Annotated in this window: 15 protein-coding genes and 1 pseudogene; 13 read left to right on the forward strand and 3 right to left on the reverse strand. The window is 43.3% G+C overall.

The window, feature by feature from the left end:
* The 9 genes from RIM23_RS31160 to RIM23_RS31200 form a co-directional block, all read left to right on the forward strand.
* Positions 1-391, forward strand: a 391-nt coding sequence (locus tag RIM23_RS31160) for a PD-(D/E)XK nuclease family transposase (RefSeq protein WP_446372441.1), incomplete at its 5' end; no start/stop codon positions are given.
* A 553-nt stretch (positions 392-944) separates the two neighbouring features.
* Positions 945-2,276, forward strand: coding sequence for a methyltransferase domain-containing protein (locus RIM23_RS31165; protein WP_446372443.1), 1,332 nt, complete (start codon positions 945-947; stop codon positions 2,274-2,276).
* Positions 2,277-2,394: 118 nt separating this feature from the next.
* Positions 2,395-2,967: a type IV pilin-like G/H family protein gene (locus RIM23_RS31170; RefSeq protein ID WP_446372445.1), complete on the forward strand. Its 573-nt coding sequence runs from the start codon at positions 2,395-2,397 to the stop codon at positions 2,965-2,967.
* Between the two features lie 339 nt (positions 2,968-3,306).
* Positions 3,307-5,535 carry an O-linked N-acetylglucosamine transferase, SPINDLY family protein gene (locus RIM23_RS31175; RefSeq protein ID WP_446372447.1) on the forward strand — a complete coding sequence of 743 codons (2,229 nt, stop codon included), beginning with the start codon at positions 3,307-3,309 and terminating at the stop codon, positions 5,533-5,535.
* 316 nt (positions 5,536-5,851) lie between these two features.
* Positions 5,852-6,190 (forward strand): DUF4365 domain-containing protein, encoded by a 339-nt coding sequence (locus tag RIM23_RS31180; protein ID WP_446372449.1) that lies wholly within the window; start codon positions 5,852-5,854, stop codon positions 6,188-6,190.
* A gap of 9 nt (positions 6,191-6,199) precedes the next feature.
* Positions 6,200-6,349, forward strand: coding sequence for a hypothetical protein (locus tag RIM23_RS31185; protein ID WP_446362692.1), 150 nt, complete (start codon positions 6,200-6,202; stop codon positions 6,347-6,349).
* The gene (locus tag RIM23_RS31190; protein WP_446372451.1) at positions 6,346-6,894 is read left to right on the forward strand and encodes a hypothetical protein; all 549 of its coding nucleotides are present in this window, start codon (positions 6,346-6,348) and stop codon (positions 6,892-6,894) included. Before RIM23_RS31185 ends, RIM23_RS31190 begins: the two co-directional genes overlap by 4 nt.
* A gap of 100 nt (positions 6,895-6,994) precedes the next feature.
* Positions 6,995-7,393 carry a hypothetical protein gene (locus tag RIM23_RS31195; RefSeq protein ID WP_446372453.1) on the forward strand — a complete coding sequence of 133 codons (399 nt, stop codon included), beginning with the start codon at positions 6,995-6,997 and terminating at the stop codon, positions 7,391-7,393.
* A gap of 5 nt (positions 7,394-7,398) precedes the next feature.
* A complete protein-coding gene (locus tag RIM23_RS31200; RefSeq protein ID WP_446372455.1) occupies positions 7,399-8,259 on the forward strand; it encodes a hypothetical protein in 861 nt (286 codons plus the stop codon).
* A 52-nt stretch (positions 8,260-8,311) separates the two neighbouring features.
* Here the strand turns inward: RIM23_RS31200 and RIM23_RS31205 are convergent.
* Positions 8,312-9,277 (reverse strand): annotated as a pseudogene (locus RIM23_RS31205) (FkbM family methyltransferase).
* A gap of 66 nt (positions 9,278-9,343) precedes the next feature.
* Positions 9,344-10,933, reverse strand: a complete 1,590-nt coding sequence (locus tag RIM23_RS31210; protein WP_446372457.1) for an FkbM family methyltransferase — start codon at positions 10,931-10,933, stop codon at positions 9,344-9,346.
* A gap of 149 nt (positions 10,934-11,082) precedes the next feature.
* Between RIM23_RS31210 and RIM23_RS31215 the strand changes: the two genes are divergently transcribed.
* From RIM23_RS31215 to RIM23_RS31230, 4 genes are all read left to right on the forward strand, one after another.
* Positions 11,083-11,382 (forward strand): hypothetical protein, encoded by a 300-nt coding sequence (locus tag RIM23_RS31215; protein ID WP_446372459.1) that lies wholly within the window; start codon positions 11,083-11,085, stop codon positions 11,380-11,382.
* Between the two features lie 71 nt (positions 11,383-11,453).
* Positions 11,454-11,849, forward strand: coding sequence for a hypothetical protein (locus RIM23_RS31220; RefSeq protein ID WP_446372461.1), 396 nt, complete (start codon positions 11,454-11,456; stop codon positions 11,847-11,849).
* Positions 11,839-12,273 carry an HNH endonuclease gene (locus RIM23_RS31225; RefSeq protein ID WP_446372463.1) on the forward strand — a complete coding sequence of 145 codons (435 nt, stop codon included), beginning with the start codon at positions 11,839-11,841 and terminating at the stop codon, positions 12,271-12,273. The genes RIM23_RS31220 and RIM23_RS31225 overlap by 11 nt, the downstream gene beginning before the upstream one ends.
* A 178-nt stretch (positions 12,274-12,451) precedes the next feature.
* The gene (locus RIM23_RS31230) at positions 12,452-13,546 is read left to right on the forward strand and encodes a flagellar assembly protein H (protein ID WP_446372465.1); all 1,095 of its coding nucleotides are present in this window, start codon (positions 12,452-12,454) and stop codon (positions 13,544-13,546) included.
* 217 nt (positions 13,547-13,763) lie between these two features.
* Here the strand turns inward: RIM23_RS31230 and RIM23_RS31235 are convergent, their stop codons facing one another.
* On the reverse strand, positions 13,764-15,425 hold the full coding sequence (locus tag RIM23_RS31235) for an O-linked N-acetylglucosamine transferase, SPINDLY family protein (protein ID WP_446372467.1): 1,662 nt from the start codon (positions 15,423-15,425) through the stop codon (positions 13,764-13,766).
* Positions 15,426-15,913: the final 488 nt, after the last annotated feature.

Genomic DNA, 15,913 nt, shown 5'->3' on the forward strand with positions numbered 1-15,913 from the left:
ATGGATATACTTTATCAAAAGTGCCAGAGGATTAGAGGCGATTCCGGAAACAATGGCTCAAGTACCGGAAATAAGGAAAGCGTTTGAGGTGGCAAATCAAGCGAATATGACTCGTGAAGAGTTAGAAGCGCTAGAACAACGGGAAATGTATATTCATGACCAACGGAATGCAATAAAATTAGCCTTGAGACAGGGAATGGAACAGGGAATTCAAGTGGGAATTGAACAGGGGATTCAGCTTGGACGAGAACAGGGGATTCAAGTGGGAATTGAACAGGGGATTCAGGAATCTAAAGTAGAAATGGCTAGGAAAATGTTAGGGGTTGTCGATGAAGATACGATTAGTCAAATCACTGGCTTGAGTTTAGAAGAGGTGCGACGGTTGAGGTAAAAAACATAACTTAATGCGATCGCGTGTTTATTCATGGTATACTTTTCATAATGGGAAAATGTGGCTGCATATAGACTCTATCCATAAGGTTTCAGACGAGGACACAAAAAGAGCGATCGCACCGTTCGTAGTGAGCGCTTTAGCGCTTGTGTACGTCCTAGCTTGGTACATCTAATCGGTTACAGGAGAGACTGCGATCGCGCTTGTGTTGCTCCAGATGTTTTGTGATAACACAGATGACTCAGATTGAGTCACACTCTGCCACCGACTCCCGGTTAAACAACACAGATTAACACAGAAAACCGTAGAAGGCGATCGCGTGTTGGTTTATGGTATACTTTTCATCGTGGGAAAATGTGGCTGCCTATAAACTCGATACATAAGGTTTCAGACGACGACACAAAAAGAGCGATCGCACCCAAAACTCGGTTAGCATCCGGGGTAGGATAGCATATCACCCGTATTTCTCTGTGAAATCAGTGGGGCTAACCTCCCATCGCCCCACCCCTAACCTTTCTAAAAATCCGTGAAATCAGTGTTATGAAATTTAACAATGGACAATCTATCGCCCGAAATTATTGAGAAAATTCGCCAGCAGTTTGAAAAGGCACCTTATCCGAGGGTTCCCCTAGATCAGTCCCCCAAAGATGACTTGAATGCTCTCTATATTCATAATCTAGTTACGTCTTACTATTTAAGATATCAAAAGGTTATAGATACCCAAGGAAAAGTTATTCTGGATGCTGGCTGTGGCAGTGGTTACAAGTCTTTAATTTTGGCTGAAGCGAATCCTGGAGCTAAAATTGTCGGCATTGATATTTCTGAAGAATCGGTTAAGCTAGCGCGACAGCGGTTACAGCATCATGGCTTTGAGAATGTCGAGTTCCATGTTCTCTCAATTTATGATTTAGCTAGTCTGGGGCAGGAATTTGACTATATCAACAATGATGAGGTGCTTTATCTGATTCCGGATATATTTGCAGCGTTAAAGGCGATGAAGTCGGTTCTCAAGCCCCAGGGGATTATTCGGACTAATTTGCATAGTTCCCTTCAACGCTCTATCTTTTTCCGCGCTCAAGAATTATTTAATCGGATGGGATTGATGGAGAATAACCCAGAGGAGATGGAAATTGAAATTGCCGTAGAAACAATGCAAGCTCTTAAGGATGGCGTGGATCTAAAGGCGAAGACGTGGAACCCGATTCCTCAAATTTCAAATCAGCCAGAGAGACTTTTATCAAATCACCTGCTTGTCGGTGATAAAGGATATACGATTCCCGAACTGTTTGCTGCCTTAACAGAGGCAGAGTTGGAATTTGTCAGTATGGTGTACTGGCGATATTGGGATGTAACAGACTTATTTAAGGAACCGGATAACTTACCCGCCTTTTGGGGTATGAGTTTACCGGGAGTGTCTATCGAAGAGCGCTTGCATCTGTACGAACTCCTCCACCCTGTACATCGATTGTTGGACTTCTGGTGTGGACATCCAAATCCAAGGGAGTCTGTTGTACCTGTGGAACAGTGGCAGCTATCGGACTGGCAAGGAGCGTCGGTGCATTTGCATCCGCAGTTGAGAAAGTCTCAGGTACGGGAAGACTTGATCAAGTCTATCACAGAGCAGAAGCCATTTACGATTAGCAATTATGTGACTTTGCCAGCAATTGCACCTGTGGAGATAGATAGTACCGTAGCCGCTTGCTTGCTACCTTTGTGGGATGGGGGACAATTGGTGAAGTCTTTGGTGGAGCGCTGGCTGAAAATTCGACCATTGAATCCTGTGACTCTGGAACCTGTGAGTGAGCAGGCAGCTTTTGAGGAAGTTAAGCAACTCGTCAGTAAGCTAGAAGTCTTTCTATACCTGCTTTTGGCGCGATCGGTTTGAGTGTCAGCTATGATAGGATAAAAATTTTTTGGGCAAGGGTGATAGGTAAGGAGCGATGAGTGGGTAAGTTATACCTAGACAAGTTAGAAACTAAAGACACCTCCAGGAAAGACCAATTATGAAAACTGAACTGAAAGCCAAGTTCCTACAGCACTTGAACCAAAAAAAACATAATGAAGGATTCACGCTGATTGAACTACTGGTCGTTATCATTATCATTGGGATTTTGTCGGCAATTGCTCTGCCATCCTTTTTGAACCAAGCGAACAAAGCGAAGGAGTCGGAAGCCAAGCAGTATGTAGGTTCGATGAATCGAGCTGAACAGGCTTTTTACTTGGAAAAAAATGGATTTTCGACTACAATATCTGATTTAGGTCTTGGGATCAAGACCGAAACTGCGAACTATACCTACAAAATTGGGAATGATGGTGCTGATGAAAACCCAGCAGGTAGCGGGTACTATAATCAAGTAGCTCCCAACGCAATGTCGAGGGTTGATACTCTTCGTTCTTATATAGGCAGTGTTGCTACAGGTAGTACCGATCCCAACGCCAACTCGGGTGAGACAACAACTCTAGCTGTCCTGTGTCAGACTAAGCAACCTGGTCAACAAGTGGCTGAACGAGGACCATTTATTGTCGCCGATCAGCCTGATTGCCCTGAGGATGAGAATTTGGAGTTTATCAAGTAGGATAAATTTACACCAAGCAAACTATAGCAATCCTATTTAGGTTGTGGCAATTTTCACGCACTGAAACACTGAAAGTCTTGCTATACCTGGTTTTAAAGCTGTTCATTTGTTGCATCCTATTTAGGATTTCTATAAGCAAATCCGTTGAATTAATAAACCAACAAATCAGAAGTTTCTCCAAGTAGTTCTCTCTTCCCGTCTTTCTATAATTTCCTACTTCTGGGTTAAAGCTAGCCGATTAATTCTGTTTAGGCTAAATATCATTAGTGAATTGTAGTGGGCAGAGTTTTCTACCCGCTTTTTTATACTTAAAGCGGCTTTATTTATCGATTTGAGTCTATGAATACTAGAGAAGTGTCTAATTCTTGGCAAAATCAAGGCTATCAGTATTTGCTTCAAGGTAATTATGACAAAGCCATACAGTTTTACGAACAAGCAATAACAGAAGAACCTAATATCAAGTCTAACTACTGGCATTTAGGGTTAGCGTTTCTATTGCAAGGTCAAGAAACAGAAGCTCAAATGACTTGGCTTTTAGCAATGGAAGAAGGTACAGACGAGCAGATAGAACTTTGGACGGCAGAATTAGTTCAGATTTTACAAACAGAAGCTGAGCGACGAGACGCTTTGGCAGATTACTCTGTGGCTTGGGCAATCCGGCAGCACATTAGAGAAATTAATCCAGATGATATTAATAACTTATTGAAAATTGTTCAACTTTCTATCCAGTTAGAAACCTTTACAGGCGAAGATTTGATTGTACTAGGCGTCATGCCGTGCCTACAGTCAGAGCAAGATATTCATATTGATACGGAGTTATTATTGAATGTATTAAAGAATATTTTGGATTACGCTCTGCTCGACCCATTCTCATTAGATTTTGCTGAAGCTTGTTTACCTTATATTCAAGAACCCTTAACTGGTTTAATTGTATTGCTGCCAGCCGCTCTCAAAATGGCTTATTCAATTAGGAATACGCTAGGAGCAATTCGTCTAGCAAAATTCTGTTTACGTTTAGATCCGCAAAATCCAGAAGTTTTGCGACACCTTGCTGCTTTTTACCAAGATGTTGGCGAGTATGCGAAAGGGATAGAAACAGCTAAATTTTGCTATTCCCTCTTAGATAACTTACCCGATCAGGTTTTTGCTAATCACCTAATTCATCGCGGGATATTGGGGGCTGGTGGATACTGGCAAGATGCGTTTTCTGTATTTCAGCAGCAAGAATCACTGCTACTGTCTTTAATTAAAGAAAGTTCTAGTTCTCTCAGTCAGATTCAGACAATTCGCCTGTTTTGTTCAACATTTTTTTTCCCTTATTTGAGGGACGATCCTCAAAAAAACCGCTTCTTGCAAAATCAAGTGGCACAGCTTTGCCAAGGTAATATCCAGATTTATGCACAGGAGCAAGCTAAGCGATACAGTCAACGAGTATTAAAACGCCCAAGTCATGGTAAGACTATTAAACCTCTAAGAATTGGCTACCTATCTCATGCTTTGAGAAGAAACTCTGTTGGCTGGCTGGCGCGATGGCTGTTTCAGTATCATAATCGCGAACACTTTCAAATTTATGCCTATTTTATTAGCTACCGACAAACTCATGACCCTTTGCAAGAATGGTACGTTGAGCAGGTTTCAAAAGCTAACAAATTGGGAATGGATGGACAAGAAGCCGCCGAGATAATTTATCAGGATGATATTGATATTTTAATTGATCTCGATAGTATTACTCTGAATAGTAGCTGTGAAGTTATGGCACTCAAACCTGCACCGATTCAAGCAACATGGCTAGGTTGGGATGCATCGGGATTACCTGCCATTGATTACTTTATTGCCGATCCCTACGTTTTACCAGAATCCGCTCAAGATTATTACACAGAGAAAATCTGGAGATTGCCGCACAGTTACATAGCGGTAGATGGTTTTGAGGTAGGTGTACCGGATTTGCGCCGTGATCAGCTAGAGATTCCCTGCGATGCCATCATATATCTTAGCGCTCAGACAGGATATAAACGTCATCTTGATACAGTGCGCTTGCAACTGCAGATTCTCAAAGAAGTACCCAATAGCTACTTTTTAATTAAAGGTTTACTAGATGATGACGAGGCGGTGCAAAAATTATTTACCCAAATTGCAGAAGAAGAAAGAGTGGATTGCAACCGTTTGCGTTTTTTACCGGATGTCGCTTTAGAATCAACTCATCGAGCTAACTTAGGCATTGCTGATGTGGTACTCGATACCTACCCTTACAATGGAGCAACCACAACTCTAGAAACGCTCTGGATGTGTATTCCTTTAGTAACGCTAGTTGGTAAGCAATTTGCCGCTCGTAACAGTTACACAATGATGATGAATGCAGGTGTAACAGAAGGAATCGCTTGGACTGATGAAGAGTATATAGAATGGGGTATTCGCTTAGGGAAAGACGCTGCCCTGCGGCAACAAATATCCTGGAAACTTCGGCAATCAAAACACACATCTCCCCTCTGGAATGGCAAACAATTTACCCGCGAAATGGAAACAGCTTATGAGCAGATGTGGGCAAAGTATGTGGAAGGGAGTAAATAGATTGATGAGTCATGAATGCTACCGCCGTCAATATCCACATTCCCCAACGTGCAAAACATCTATCAAGTCAGTAGGTTGGGTAGAGCGATAGCGAAACCCAACGCCATCGTTAGTCTGTTGGGTTTCGTTCCTCAACCCAACCTACGAGAACTACGAGAACATTTTAGGCAAAACTGACATGATCTCTCCGCTGTAACCATGCACATTCCCCAAATTACAAAACATTTATCAAGTAAAATCTGAGTAAAAGAAAAAGCGGTGGAGACACTCTTATGATGTAATCAAAAAAGCCTCTTCATTCAAGGTGCATATCGCAGTGGATATTAACATTCAGAAAGAAGAATTTAGCTATGCCTATATTTATGCCATTGTCTCAACCGCAGGTTGTGCAGTTCAGAGAACAACCACACCCCTAGATCGACTCGGTGTAGACCTGATTATCACAGGCGTTAATAATCAAGATATAATAGAATTCCCTCTCCTCTATGTTCAAGTGAAATGTACGTCCAGACAAGTCCTGACTGATAACACTATCAGATATCCCCTCTCTGTCAAAAACTATGAAGAATTAAGAATCCGCGATCGCTATCCTCCCTTAATCTTAATTGTCGTTATCGTCCCAGACCAAGTAAATGACTGGTTAAATCCGTTGTAGAGACGTTGCATGCAACGTCTCTACTGGATATCTTTAGCAGATAAAGCACCAACCCAGAATCAAGAAACCATCACCGTTTATATACCCAGAGAAAATATATTCACTGCCAATGTACTTAAAACCATGATGCATCGCATTACAGTAGGAGAACGGTTATGAATGTAACAGTTAAAGATATTGAATTACTCAAAGCCATACATCCCCAACAGGTAGCAACTTACCTACAGGCAAAGGGTTGGCAACAACAGCAGCAGATACCAAATCAAGCAATAATTTGGCTCAAAGACAAGGAATCCCACGGACAATTTAACCTTGTCTTACCCCTAAATCCAGACGTTCCTGATTTTCCCGTTTCCATGAACCTTCTACTGGAAACCCTTGCTAAAGCAGAAGAACGTTCTCAACTTGATATTTTCAATGATTTAATTATTAAACTTTCCAATAGAATTATTCAGGGAGTGGTAATGCAAATTCACTCACCCAATCCCGATAAACTCAGCGGAGAAATTACACTAATTAGTGTTATTTTTGATAAGCTTTGTAAAATTAAAGCAGAGTTATTTGAGCATGACTATATTAAAGCGATTAAAGCCTATCAAGAACGCTTACCTGTATCCTGTATAGGGGACTTAATCAAGGAAGGTAACATCTTTATTCTTAAAAATCCTCGCCAATTTACCATAGATGAAGCCTGGAAAAATTAACCGTGGTGACACTCTAGTGATTGAATCAAAAAAATCCTCTTCATTCAAAGTGAATATCGAAGCGAAATGTAGACTTTAATAATCATTTACAGAAATAACCATGCCAGACGTACAGCTTCTTTCTCCCAGACAACTTACTCTCTCTATTCAGCTAGACTTGCAAAAAATCCAACCTTACTGTGGTACACCCATAGCAGCTATCTACGCAGATAGTCTGTTGCGAACCTTGAGGACTATTCGCGATCAGTTTCCCTTTGAACCGTTGACCGAAGTCCTGATGGCTTTTTACGACGCGATCGCCTTTGAGAATCGCTGGATTGACTATCAGGCTAATCAGTATAAAGAAGTTTGCGATCTCCTCACGACTTTAGTTGATTCCCCCCTAAGTAATGAAGAAGTCGAACAAGCCATTTTAAGACTGGAAGATTTGGGCTTCGACACCCTGCCTTTTGGGATAGAATTTAACTCTGGTATTGAGCTAGGTAGCGATGAGGACTAAATAATATGCAAGCCAAGGATAGTCCTCAACATTTTCTTGATACCTCCATTGTCCGTTCCCTGCTCTTGGGGACGCAAACTTATCAGCAGTATTTAAACTCCAACCTTGCCGAACGTCCCCTCTACATCTCCAACTACATCCAAATGGAGATGAAACGCAGCTATTTGATGAATATTATCTCATTCTACTTTGTTCTGCGCTTAGAAACGATTCAAACAATTGGCGACGCGATAACGTTTTGGAGTAATCGATTTAAGACCAGCCAACTTAAAGCTATCCTCCAGCTCGTTCCCCAAATATTCAGTACGCACCAACTCGACTTGAGCCGTTCTCAAGATAAAGAAAAAGCCCTACAAGTATTAGGACTCTATATTAAACGCTTTGAACTCCTGCTAAGGAAAAAATATACGAACATCGGACAGGATGCCACAGCTTGCGCCCGTGCCATTATCCCACTCAAGGTAGAATTAAACAACCCGGCAGAAGGGTTGAAGCAGTTTACCGATGAGTTTGGTGATGTGGAAACCTGTCGAAGTCAATGTAAAATTGACGAATTTTTATTAGAGCGTTATCGTCAAGAGGTTGAATCCTATATTGAACAGGCATCCCAACTACCCAAAAATAATGAAACCCGGGGATTTATTAGGATTGTGGATAATTTAAAAGAAATCCTAGAACAAGGTGCAAAAGCCACCTCATGCAAGCGGTGTGAAAAAATTGGAGATGCTGTTATTGCCTTAAATGCACCTCGCCAGATGCAGCTAGAACACACTGATAATTCCTTTGACTACTTATGTTCACCTATCGAGCAACCTCACCACAAGCATCCTTCTGAAAACCAGGTAATTACCGATAGTCATAGCTAAATAGCAGGAGTCAATTCACCAATTATTGAGAACTGTTATATCATCCCGAATACTATATATAATCTCGAATACTAGCGACAATAGGTAACGAATCTAATCCTGGCTGCACCAATTCAGGAAATTGAGCCAGACTCTCTAGGATATTGTTAGCAAAATTGTAACAGCTATCTGTGCCATATTGAAGAGTTAAATACTCTAGTAACTCCAAGGCATAATCTGGAAAATTCATAATGTCAGCGATGCAAGCTAACTTGAGAATTTGCTCAGGTGTTTTTAAAGATGTACTGATATCCTCTCGAATCAAATCCCGAAAGTAATAGGCATCAGCCCAGAGCAATTGTCCGGGATGAACCGAGGCTTGAATGGGTGATCTAGCGCGAAGACGGTAAGCCTTAGAGAGATCAAACAAAGTAAAATCCTGTTTTCTCAAAAAAGTATCTACATCAGCAAATAGAGGTTGATTGAGATATAAACTGGAAAACTCTACTTCAACTTGAACCGCTAAAATACTACGTTCTAATATCCAACTCGCTCCCGCCAAAACCTGAAGCTCTGCTCCTTGAACATCAATTTGCAGAAAATCAATTTCCTTTATTCCTTCTGCTTGACAAAAACTATCTAACGTTGTTGTCTCAATTCCTATAGTAAAATCTAAATTAACCAACTCTGGTAGCCCTGCAAACCTTGCTAAATAAGGTTCATTAGGAGGATATAGCGAACTACACATCGGATGTTGGGTAACATAGAGTGTAGATTCTCATACAGAGTTTCCCAGTGCTAAAGGAATATGTTTTTCCGTCCAATTTACCTGTCGCGCTTCCAGATCAGCGTTTGCTGCATCACAAGCATCCGCATCAGCATTAAAGCCATAAATAGTCAAGTGAGGCGCAAAAATACCCCATTCTTGACTGGCATAGTCATCATTAACTCCCACTTTCCGAGAGCCAATATTACAGAGAGTTAGATGAATCTGATCGAGATGACCACTTTTCTTTAAGCTCGAAAGAAATACTGACATTTAATCATCCTCTATTAGCACTTTATAAAAAAATATGATAATTTTGGGAACGCTAAGGCTAACTATTTACTTCAAACTTTTATTATCAACCATAGCAATTAGGTTTAGCCTTCCTGCTAAATCTTCGGTCGATTCTATAGGAAGTAACTGCTGTAAATAAGGTTTATATTGAAATAACTGATACCCTCTATCTCTGAGAAAATCAGCAACAGCCAAGTTAGCCCCTTGACTACCCGCAATATTCTCATACATGATACAAGGCTGGAACTCGCTTAAAATCCGACTACTTCCCTCTAAAACCTTAAGCTCATGACCTTCTGCATCAATTTTCAACAAATCAACCTGGCTAATATCTTCTTCCTCAACCAAACTATCCAGCGTAAAACAGCGCACCTCCTCAAACGTTCCTGGCTGCATGGCTTCCCCATCCCCCTCAACAATCTGATTCAGTTCATTCGCCGCCTGCAACGCCAACCGAGCCGTACCCTGGTGATCACTCGCCGCACCTGCACAGACTTTCACCCAATCTAACTGATTAACTTTACAGGTTTCTTGCAAACAACGCACACACCCAGAAAACGGTTCAACCGCCAACACACGCCCTTCTGCTCCTACCCTCAGCGCCGCACTAAACGTGTAAACCCCCACATTCGCTCCCACATCAATCACCGTCATCCCCGGCTTAATCCAACCCCGCCAAAACTCCATTTCCTTCTCAAACCAATCTCCCTCGGTAATCAGCACACTGGTAACAATACTGCGTAAACTAGGTTCTACAGCTAACAAAAGCTGATTTTCAAAGGGAACATAACTAACTCGACTCTCTTCTGCCAACCGAGTCCAATACAACTCTAACCCCTGTGACGTTCCCTGGCTCAACTCAGCACCAATTCTGCGCCATACCCTAGCACTCTCCATCTGTCCCAAATCTCGATAAGCCAAATAGAGCGCTTGTAAAATATTACCCCGTTCTGGCTCCAGCTTTCGCGCCCGATGTAAATAAAACAATCCTTCCTGTTGATTATTCGTCAAACTGGAAATCCCCAGCTTTAAATTAACCGCAGCCGATTCAGGATAAAGTTGAGCCGCTAAATGCAGAAATCGCAGTCCAGCAACATTATAAAAAACCAGAACCGAGTAACACAAAATCTCACTTAATAGCAGCAGGGATTGAGTATAACCATTCTCAGTTCCTAGAATCTCCGCCAGCTTTTCTGCTCGACTATCGATAAAACCATTACCAAGAGGCAAATAAACTATCCCTGAATCAATAGACTCCTCAACATAAGCAGGCATTAAACTTTGGATAAACGTAGAAAACGCCATCTGCATTCCCTGGCTGTTTTCTCCAGTCATCCCATAAACCAGAGCCAGATGAGCCGCACAGAGGGGATGTCCAGACAACTCCACTCCCTGATTCAACGCCTCAACCGCCATCTCAAAATACAGCAAACGCACCGAAGCATCCTGACTTTGTTCCGCTTCAATCAACGCCACAACCGCAACATTATTCAACTCAATAGCCGATGTCGGCTCATCCCAATCCGTCTTTTCCAGACTAGCGGTAACAGAGGATAACGCGGCTGAATCCAGCGTCAGACCAATACCTTTAAGATAGTTCCAATAGGAATCAATCGGATGAAAAGAAGAGTCCATAAAAAAGTTAATTTATAGTACGTTTCTCTATATCCCATCGCCAAGGCGAGTCTACACCTAACTTTACCCCAATTTCAACATAGTCTGCCGAATCCGGACAGTGCGATCGCAGGTTTCTCCTATTCCCGTCAACCTTACAGGGCGCAAGGATGGTGCCCCTACGTGCGGGCGACAAACGGTGCGATCGCTTGTTTCCTTGCAGTCAATTCAATCGTGCGATCGCTCCCTTGTTCCGATTCCCGTCAATTTTATCGGGCGCACGGGGCGTGCGCCCCTACGTGCAGGCTACAAACAGTGCGATCGCCTGTTCCATTCGGGTCAATTCAACCGTGCGATCGCTCCCTTGTTCCTACTTCCGTCAATTTGATCGGGCGCAGGTCGGTAATTGGTGTCAACTATGCCAAGGTTGTGCCTATATTATTGCAGAACACTCACTATTTTCTCAGTGACATTTACGGGTAGCCTTAACCAATCCCAAGATTAGCTAAAATATGAATTAACCATGACTTAGGGATGGACAATGGCTCCTGCTACTGATATTCAGCAAAAAGCGATCGCGCTGATTGGACAGCTACCTCAGGACAAATTGATAGCAGTTGTGCAGCTATTGGAATTTTTAGCGCAGCCGCCTCAGTCGAGTACAGTTAGTCCCCAGGAAACCCAATTGCTGGGGGTGATAGAGAGCCATATCTCTGAAGAGGAACAGGTACATCTAAACACATTACGCGATCGCTGTGAATGGGGTGAACTGAGCGAAGCGGAATATCAGGAGCTAATTGGTTACGAAGATTTGTTAGAGGAGAAGCGAGTAAAACGATTAGAAGCCCTGATCCAACTAGCGCAGATTAGGAATATTGACCTAATCCGCTTAAACCAACAAATTCAGTTGAGATCCCAACCTTCCCATGCCGTCTGACTATGAACGAATCCCCACAGCACTGAGACAGGAAATTGCTCAACGGGCGAAGCATCGATGCGAATACTGCCGTTGCCCAGATGAATTCTCTCCTGACAGCTTTACCGTTGATCATATTAAGCCTCGACAACTAGGCGGAGCAACCACTACTGAAAATCTAGCCTGGGCGTGTTTCGGCTGTAATGGTCGTAAATACACCCGGACTGTTTATGCTGACCCAAAGACGGGACAAGAGATTGCCCTATTCAATCCTCGTCAGCAGAATTGGACAGAGCATTTTGATTGGGGTGAAGATTTAACTCAACTACTCGGTCGAACCCCCTGCGGTCGTGCAACCATCGCAGCACTTGCACTCAACCGTCCGGGAGTCGTAAATCTTCGACGCCTACTTATCTTAGCCGGACTGCATCCACCGAATCAGTGAACAGAAAGAATCCAAAAGCTTACTATTTGAATGGGTTGTAATTATTCATTGATGAAGTGCATCTCGCCCCTACCAGGATCGCCTGTTCCATTCCAGTCAATTCCATGGTGCGATCGCTTTCTTTTCTCCAACTCCGGTAAGATAGACAGCTACATTCGTAGACTATCCCCATCTCCCAATGACTCGATTTCCCCACGACCAATTTGCCAAGGACTACCTTGAGCAACTCTTATCCCCCATCGGAACCGTTCAAACCAGTCGCAACATTGCTGGAGAAGTGCGCGAGATTGATGTCTTATTTATCCCCACCTCTATCTCAAATGACTACCTCCTCTCCCTGGGACTCTTAGGACGCTTCGCCACAACCTCCGCCGTCTTTGAACCCTTTCGCAACGCCGTTACCCCCAGTCAAATTCGCAGTTGTCTTTCTAAACTGTTTGACCTATATGCTGAATTAGAACGACGCGCCAGACGGGACTCTACTTCCCTGAACCCAAGTGAACTCCCTCGACTATGGATACTTACCCCCACCGCCTCAACCCCCTTACTTGATAGTTTTGGCGCCTTGGGCGATGAACAAAACTGGATAAATGGACTCTATTTTCTCCATGAGGCGTTCCGAACAGCCATCGTTGTTATCCACCAACTCCCTCGTACCCCAGACACTCTCTGGTTGAGACTTCTCGGAAAAGGTAGAGTCCAACAACAAGCCATTGAGGAAATCAGCGCATTACCCGAAGACAGCAAACGGCGGCAGTTTACGCTAGAGTTATTGTATGACTTGCAAGCCAACTTACAAGCCAACCAAAACCAAGACCAAAAATTAGACACAGAGGACAGGGCGTTAATTATGGCATTAGCACCCCTTTATCGGCAACAACTAGATGCCGCGCTGCAACAAGGTATACAACAAGGTATACAACAAGGACAACGGCTGATTATCGAAAACCTCCTCCAGACTCGTCTGGGACAATTGACTCCCACCCTCGCGGCTTTAATTACTCCCTTATCAGCATTACCCCCTCAGCAATTAACTCCATTTCTCTTGCATTTATCTCAACTGGAAAACCGCGAATCAGCCATTCAACAAGCACAGCATTTCATTGTCGAAAATTTGCTGAAAATTCGATTTGGAGAATTGGACGCTCAACTTACTGCACGGGTCACTTCTTTATTAGCATTACCTCCCCAACAGTTAAGCCAACTCCTCTCGCAACTGTCTCAGCTATCCCGTGAGCAACTCCTCGCTCGATTCCCTATAGCCAGTCCTTAAATTGTCGCCAACGACGAACCGTGCGATCGCAGGTTGTTCCTATTCCCGTCAATTTTATCGGGCGCACGGGGCGTGCGCCCCTACGTGTCGGCGACAAACGCGGCGATCGCCTATTCCCTTCCGGTCAATTGAATCGTGCGATCGCTCCCTTATGCCCAGCAAGCGCCAATCTTTCTTGTTCCCTCCCCTTCGAGGGGAGGGTTAGGGAGGGGTCAAATCAAGGTATTGCTATCTGCTGATAAAACGCCTCCAAACCAGCCACACAAGCTCTATCCTCATAGAGATAGTCAAGCCGCTGTGCCATACGTTCCCCGATTTCCCGTCGCCAAGCCGAGTCTACACCCAACTTCACCGCAATTTCCACATAATCTACCTCATTCTTAGCAATTGTCTGTGTCACCCCCAACATTTTCAGAAAGCTATACGAATGACGACCCCGCATAAATTCCCCAGGACAGGTAACAATAGGCAGACAACAGGCGATCGCCTCTAACGTTGTATTCCCTCCAGACCAACAAAATGTATCCAAATAAACATCAGAAAGTAAGTTAATCATTAAATAGTCTAGCCGTTCGGGAATAGCACGAAACACACAATACTCTTCACTCCTCAAACCCACTTTGGCAAAAGCACGATTTAAGCGCCGCTTCAATAAATCACCCCGCAGAAACAAGAACTGAGCCTGAGGAACCCGACTGGCAATTTCCGCCAATATCCAATCATATTGAGGCAGATATTTAAACGGCGCTTGACAACACAAATAAATAACCGCATCTTCCCGAAGCTGAAAATCTGAACGGGACTTAACTCGTGGCGGAATATAGGGTTTAGGATAAGCCACGCCAATATTTGGCAAACGAATCAACGTCTCCGAATAATGATCTTGTGCCTTTTCCGGTTCCATTAACTCACTCGACAAAAAGTAATCAATCGTCGGTAATCCTGTCGTAACCGGATGACCCCAAGCAACACACTGCACGGGGGCTAATCGTAGACCCCCCATTTGCCTAATTTGTGGGTCCATCCCCATTTCTGGAAAAACGAGAATATGAAGTTGATCACGAATGATTTGTTCACAAACGTCTTTGAGATTACCCGGACTATGGTAAAATACGTCACTGTATTCTTGGAACTGTTGGGTAACAGCATCCGGCGTATTGCCCGTATAGTAACAATAGACCTCAAAGCGGGTGCGATCGCAGTAACGCAACCAGCCTGTTAACCAAAGGGTGCCACTGTAAGCGTGAAGATAAGCGGAAACGTAACCAATCCGAATTTTATCATTTGCCTGAAGCGGTGACATAGAGACAGGAACCACCCATTGCGGATAGTTGGCTGCCATAATTTTATGGACTAATTCTCCATACTGAGATTGCAGTTCTCGATCATTTTGAGCTTGATAGGGCAAATAAAAGTTAGTCAGGCTACCTATCCCTACCAGAGCATTCTTTTGATTTTCATAGGTTTCTAGAGAGGTCTCCTGAATTAATGCTTGCAGTCCTCTGATAAACTCTTGTCGATAGCCAGCAATTTCCGCTTGATTATCATAGACTATCGGTAAAAGCAAGTATTTTAGAATTTTAAACCTATAATTACTAGGAAATAATTTTGAAGCAATCTTCGCCCGGTTTATTGCCTCTTGAATACGACCCCTAGCGTGCAAATTCATGATTAACGAGAAATGCAGCTTACCTTCTTCCGGGTACAATTCAATTCCTTGAGTAAGAAGGCGAATCGCTGTATCAGTCAGCCGTAAATATCTCAAACATTCACTCAACCGCCAATACAGTTCAGCATCTCCCAGCCCGACTGCCAGAATTTTTTCATAGCACTCCCTAGCCGCTTGCCATTTTCCCTGTTGAAATAACCCATCCCCCAATTCTTGCCAAAAAAACCTAGCGTTTTTATGACTCAAGCTTGCCAAATCATAGGCAGGAATTGATTCAGCGTGAGCGTGGGAAATTGCCGACTGATTTTCACACTTCAAAACCAGTCTAGCTTGAATCTGAGGCAAAAGATCCTGCCATTCACGACAACTCAGCGTTCCCATGAGTACAATTTCCGCACCCTCAGTAACCTGGAAATCTTCTGCCATCAAAAGATGCATTGTCACACCAGACAAAAACAGTTCAGCATCGGCTTGAGCAATGGTACTCGTATCAATCAACAACGTGATATACCGACTCGCCAGATGAGTTGCACTCATCCTGACCACTTCTTGTAAATCGCGTTCCAAGAACTCCTCAGATTGAGTCCAATCGGGAAAGAGAACTAAATTGATATCTTTGAGGTTAATCAATGGTGATTGCTATCCTTGCGACCCTATCAACGTCCAGACTATCAACCGAGATACTCTCTCTAACTTAC

The organism is Coleofasciculus sp. G3-WIS-01, assembly GCF_040223135.1.
In the GTDB taxonomy this organism is placed as follows: Bacteria; Cyanobacteriota; Cyanobacteriia; order Cyanobacteriales; family Coleofasciculaceae; genus Coleofasciculus.

What these genes read in the sequence shown, in the direction of transcription:
- RIM23_RS31165 (WP_446372443.1), top strand. Translation starts at nt 945, where the DNA reads ATGGACAATCTATCGCCCGAAATTATTGAGAAAATTCGCCAGCAGTTT.
- RIM23_RS31170 (WP_446372445.1), top strand. Translation starts at nt 2,395, where the DNA reads ATGAAAACTGAACTGAAAGCCAAGTTCCTACAGCACTTGAACCAAAAA.
- RIM23_RS31175 (WP_446372447.1), top strand. Translation starts at nt 3,307, where the DNA reads ATGAATACTAGAGAAGTGTCTAATTCTTGGCAAAATCAAGGCTATCAG.
- RIM23_RS31185 (WP_446362692.1), top strand. Translation starts at nt 6,200, where the DNA reads ATGCAACGTCTCTACTGGATATCTTTAGCAGATAAAGCACCAACCCAG.
- RIM23_RS31190 (WP_446372451.1), top strand. Translation starts at nt 6,346, where the DNA reads ATGAATGTAACAGTTAAAGATATTGAATTACTCAAAGCCATACATCCC.
- RIM23_RS31195 (WP_446372453.1), top strand. Translation starts at nt 6,995, where the DNA reads ATGCCAGACGTACAGCTTCTTTCTCCCAGACAACTTACTCTCTCTATT.
- RIM23_RS31200 (WP_446372455.1), top strand. Translation starts at nt 7,399, where the DNA reads ATGCAAGCCAAGGATAGTCCTCAACATTTTCTTGATACCTCCATTGTC.
- RIM23_RS31210 (WP_446372457.1), bottom strand. Translation starts at nt 10,933, where the DNA reads ATGGACTCTTCTTTTCATCCGATTGATTCCTATTGGAACTATCTTAAA.
- RIM23_RS31215 (WP_446372459.1), top strand. Translation starts at nt 11,083, where the DNA reads ATGGTGCCCCTACGTGCGGGCGACAAACGGTGCGATCGCTTGTTTCCT.
- RIM23_RS31220 (WP_446372461.1), top strand. Translation starts at nt 11,454, where the DNA reads ATGGCTCCTGCTACTGATATTCAGCAAAAAGCGATCGCGCTGATTGGA.
- RIM23_RS31225 (WP_446372463.1), top strand. Translation starts at nt 11,839, where the DNA reads ATGCCGTCTGACTATGAACGAATCCCCACAGCACTGAGACAGGAAATT.
- RIM23_RS31230 (WP_446372465.1), top strand. Translation starts at nt 12,452, where the DNA reads ATGACTCGATTTCCCCACGACCAATTTGCCAAGGACTACCTTGAGCAA.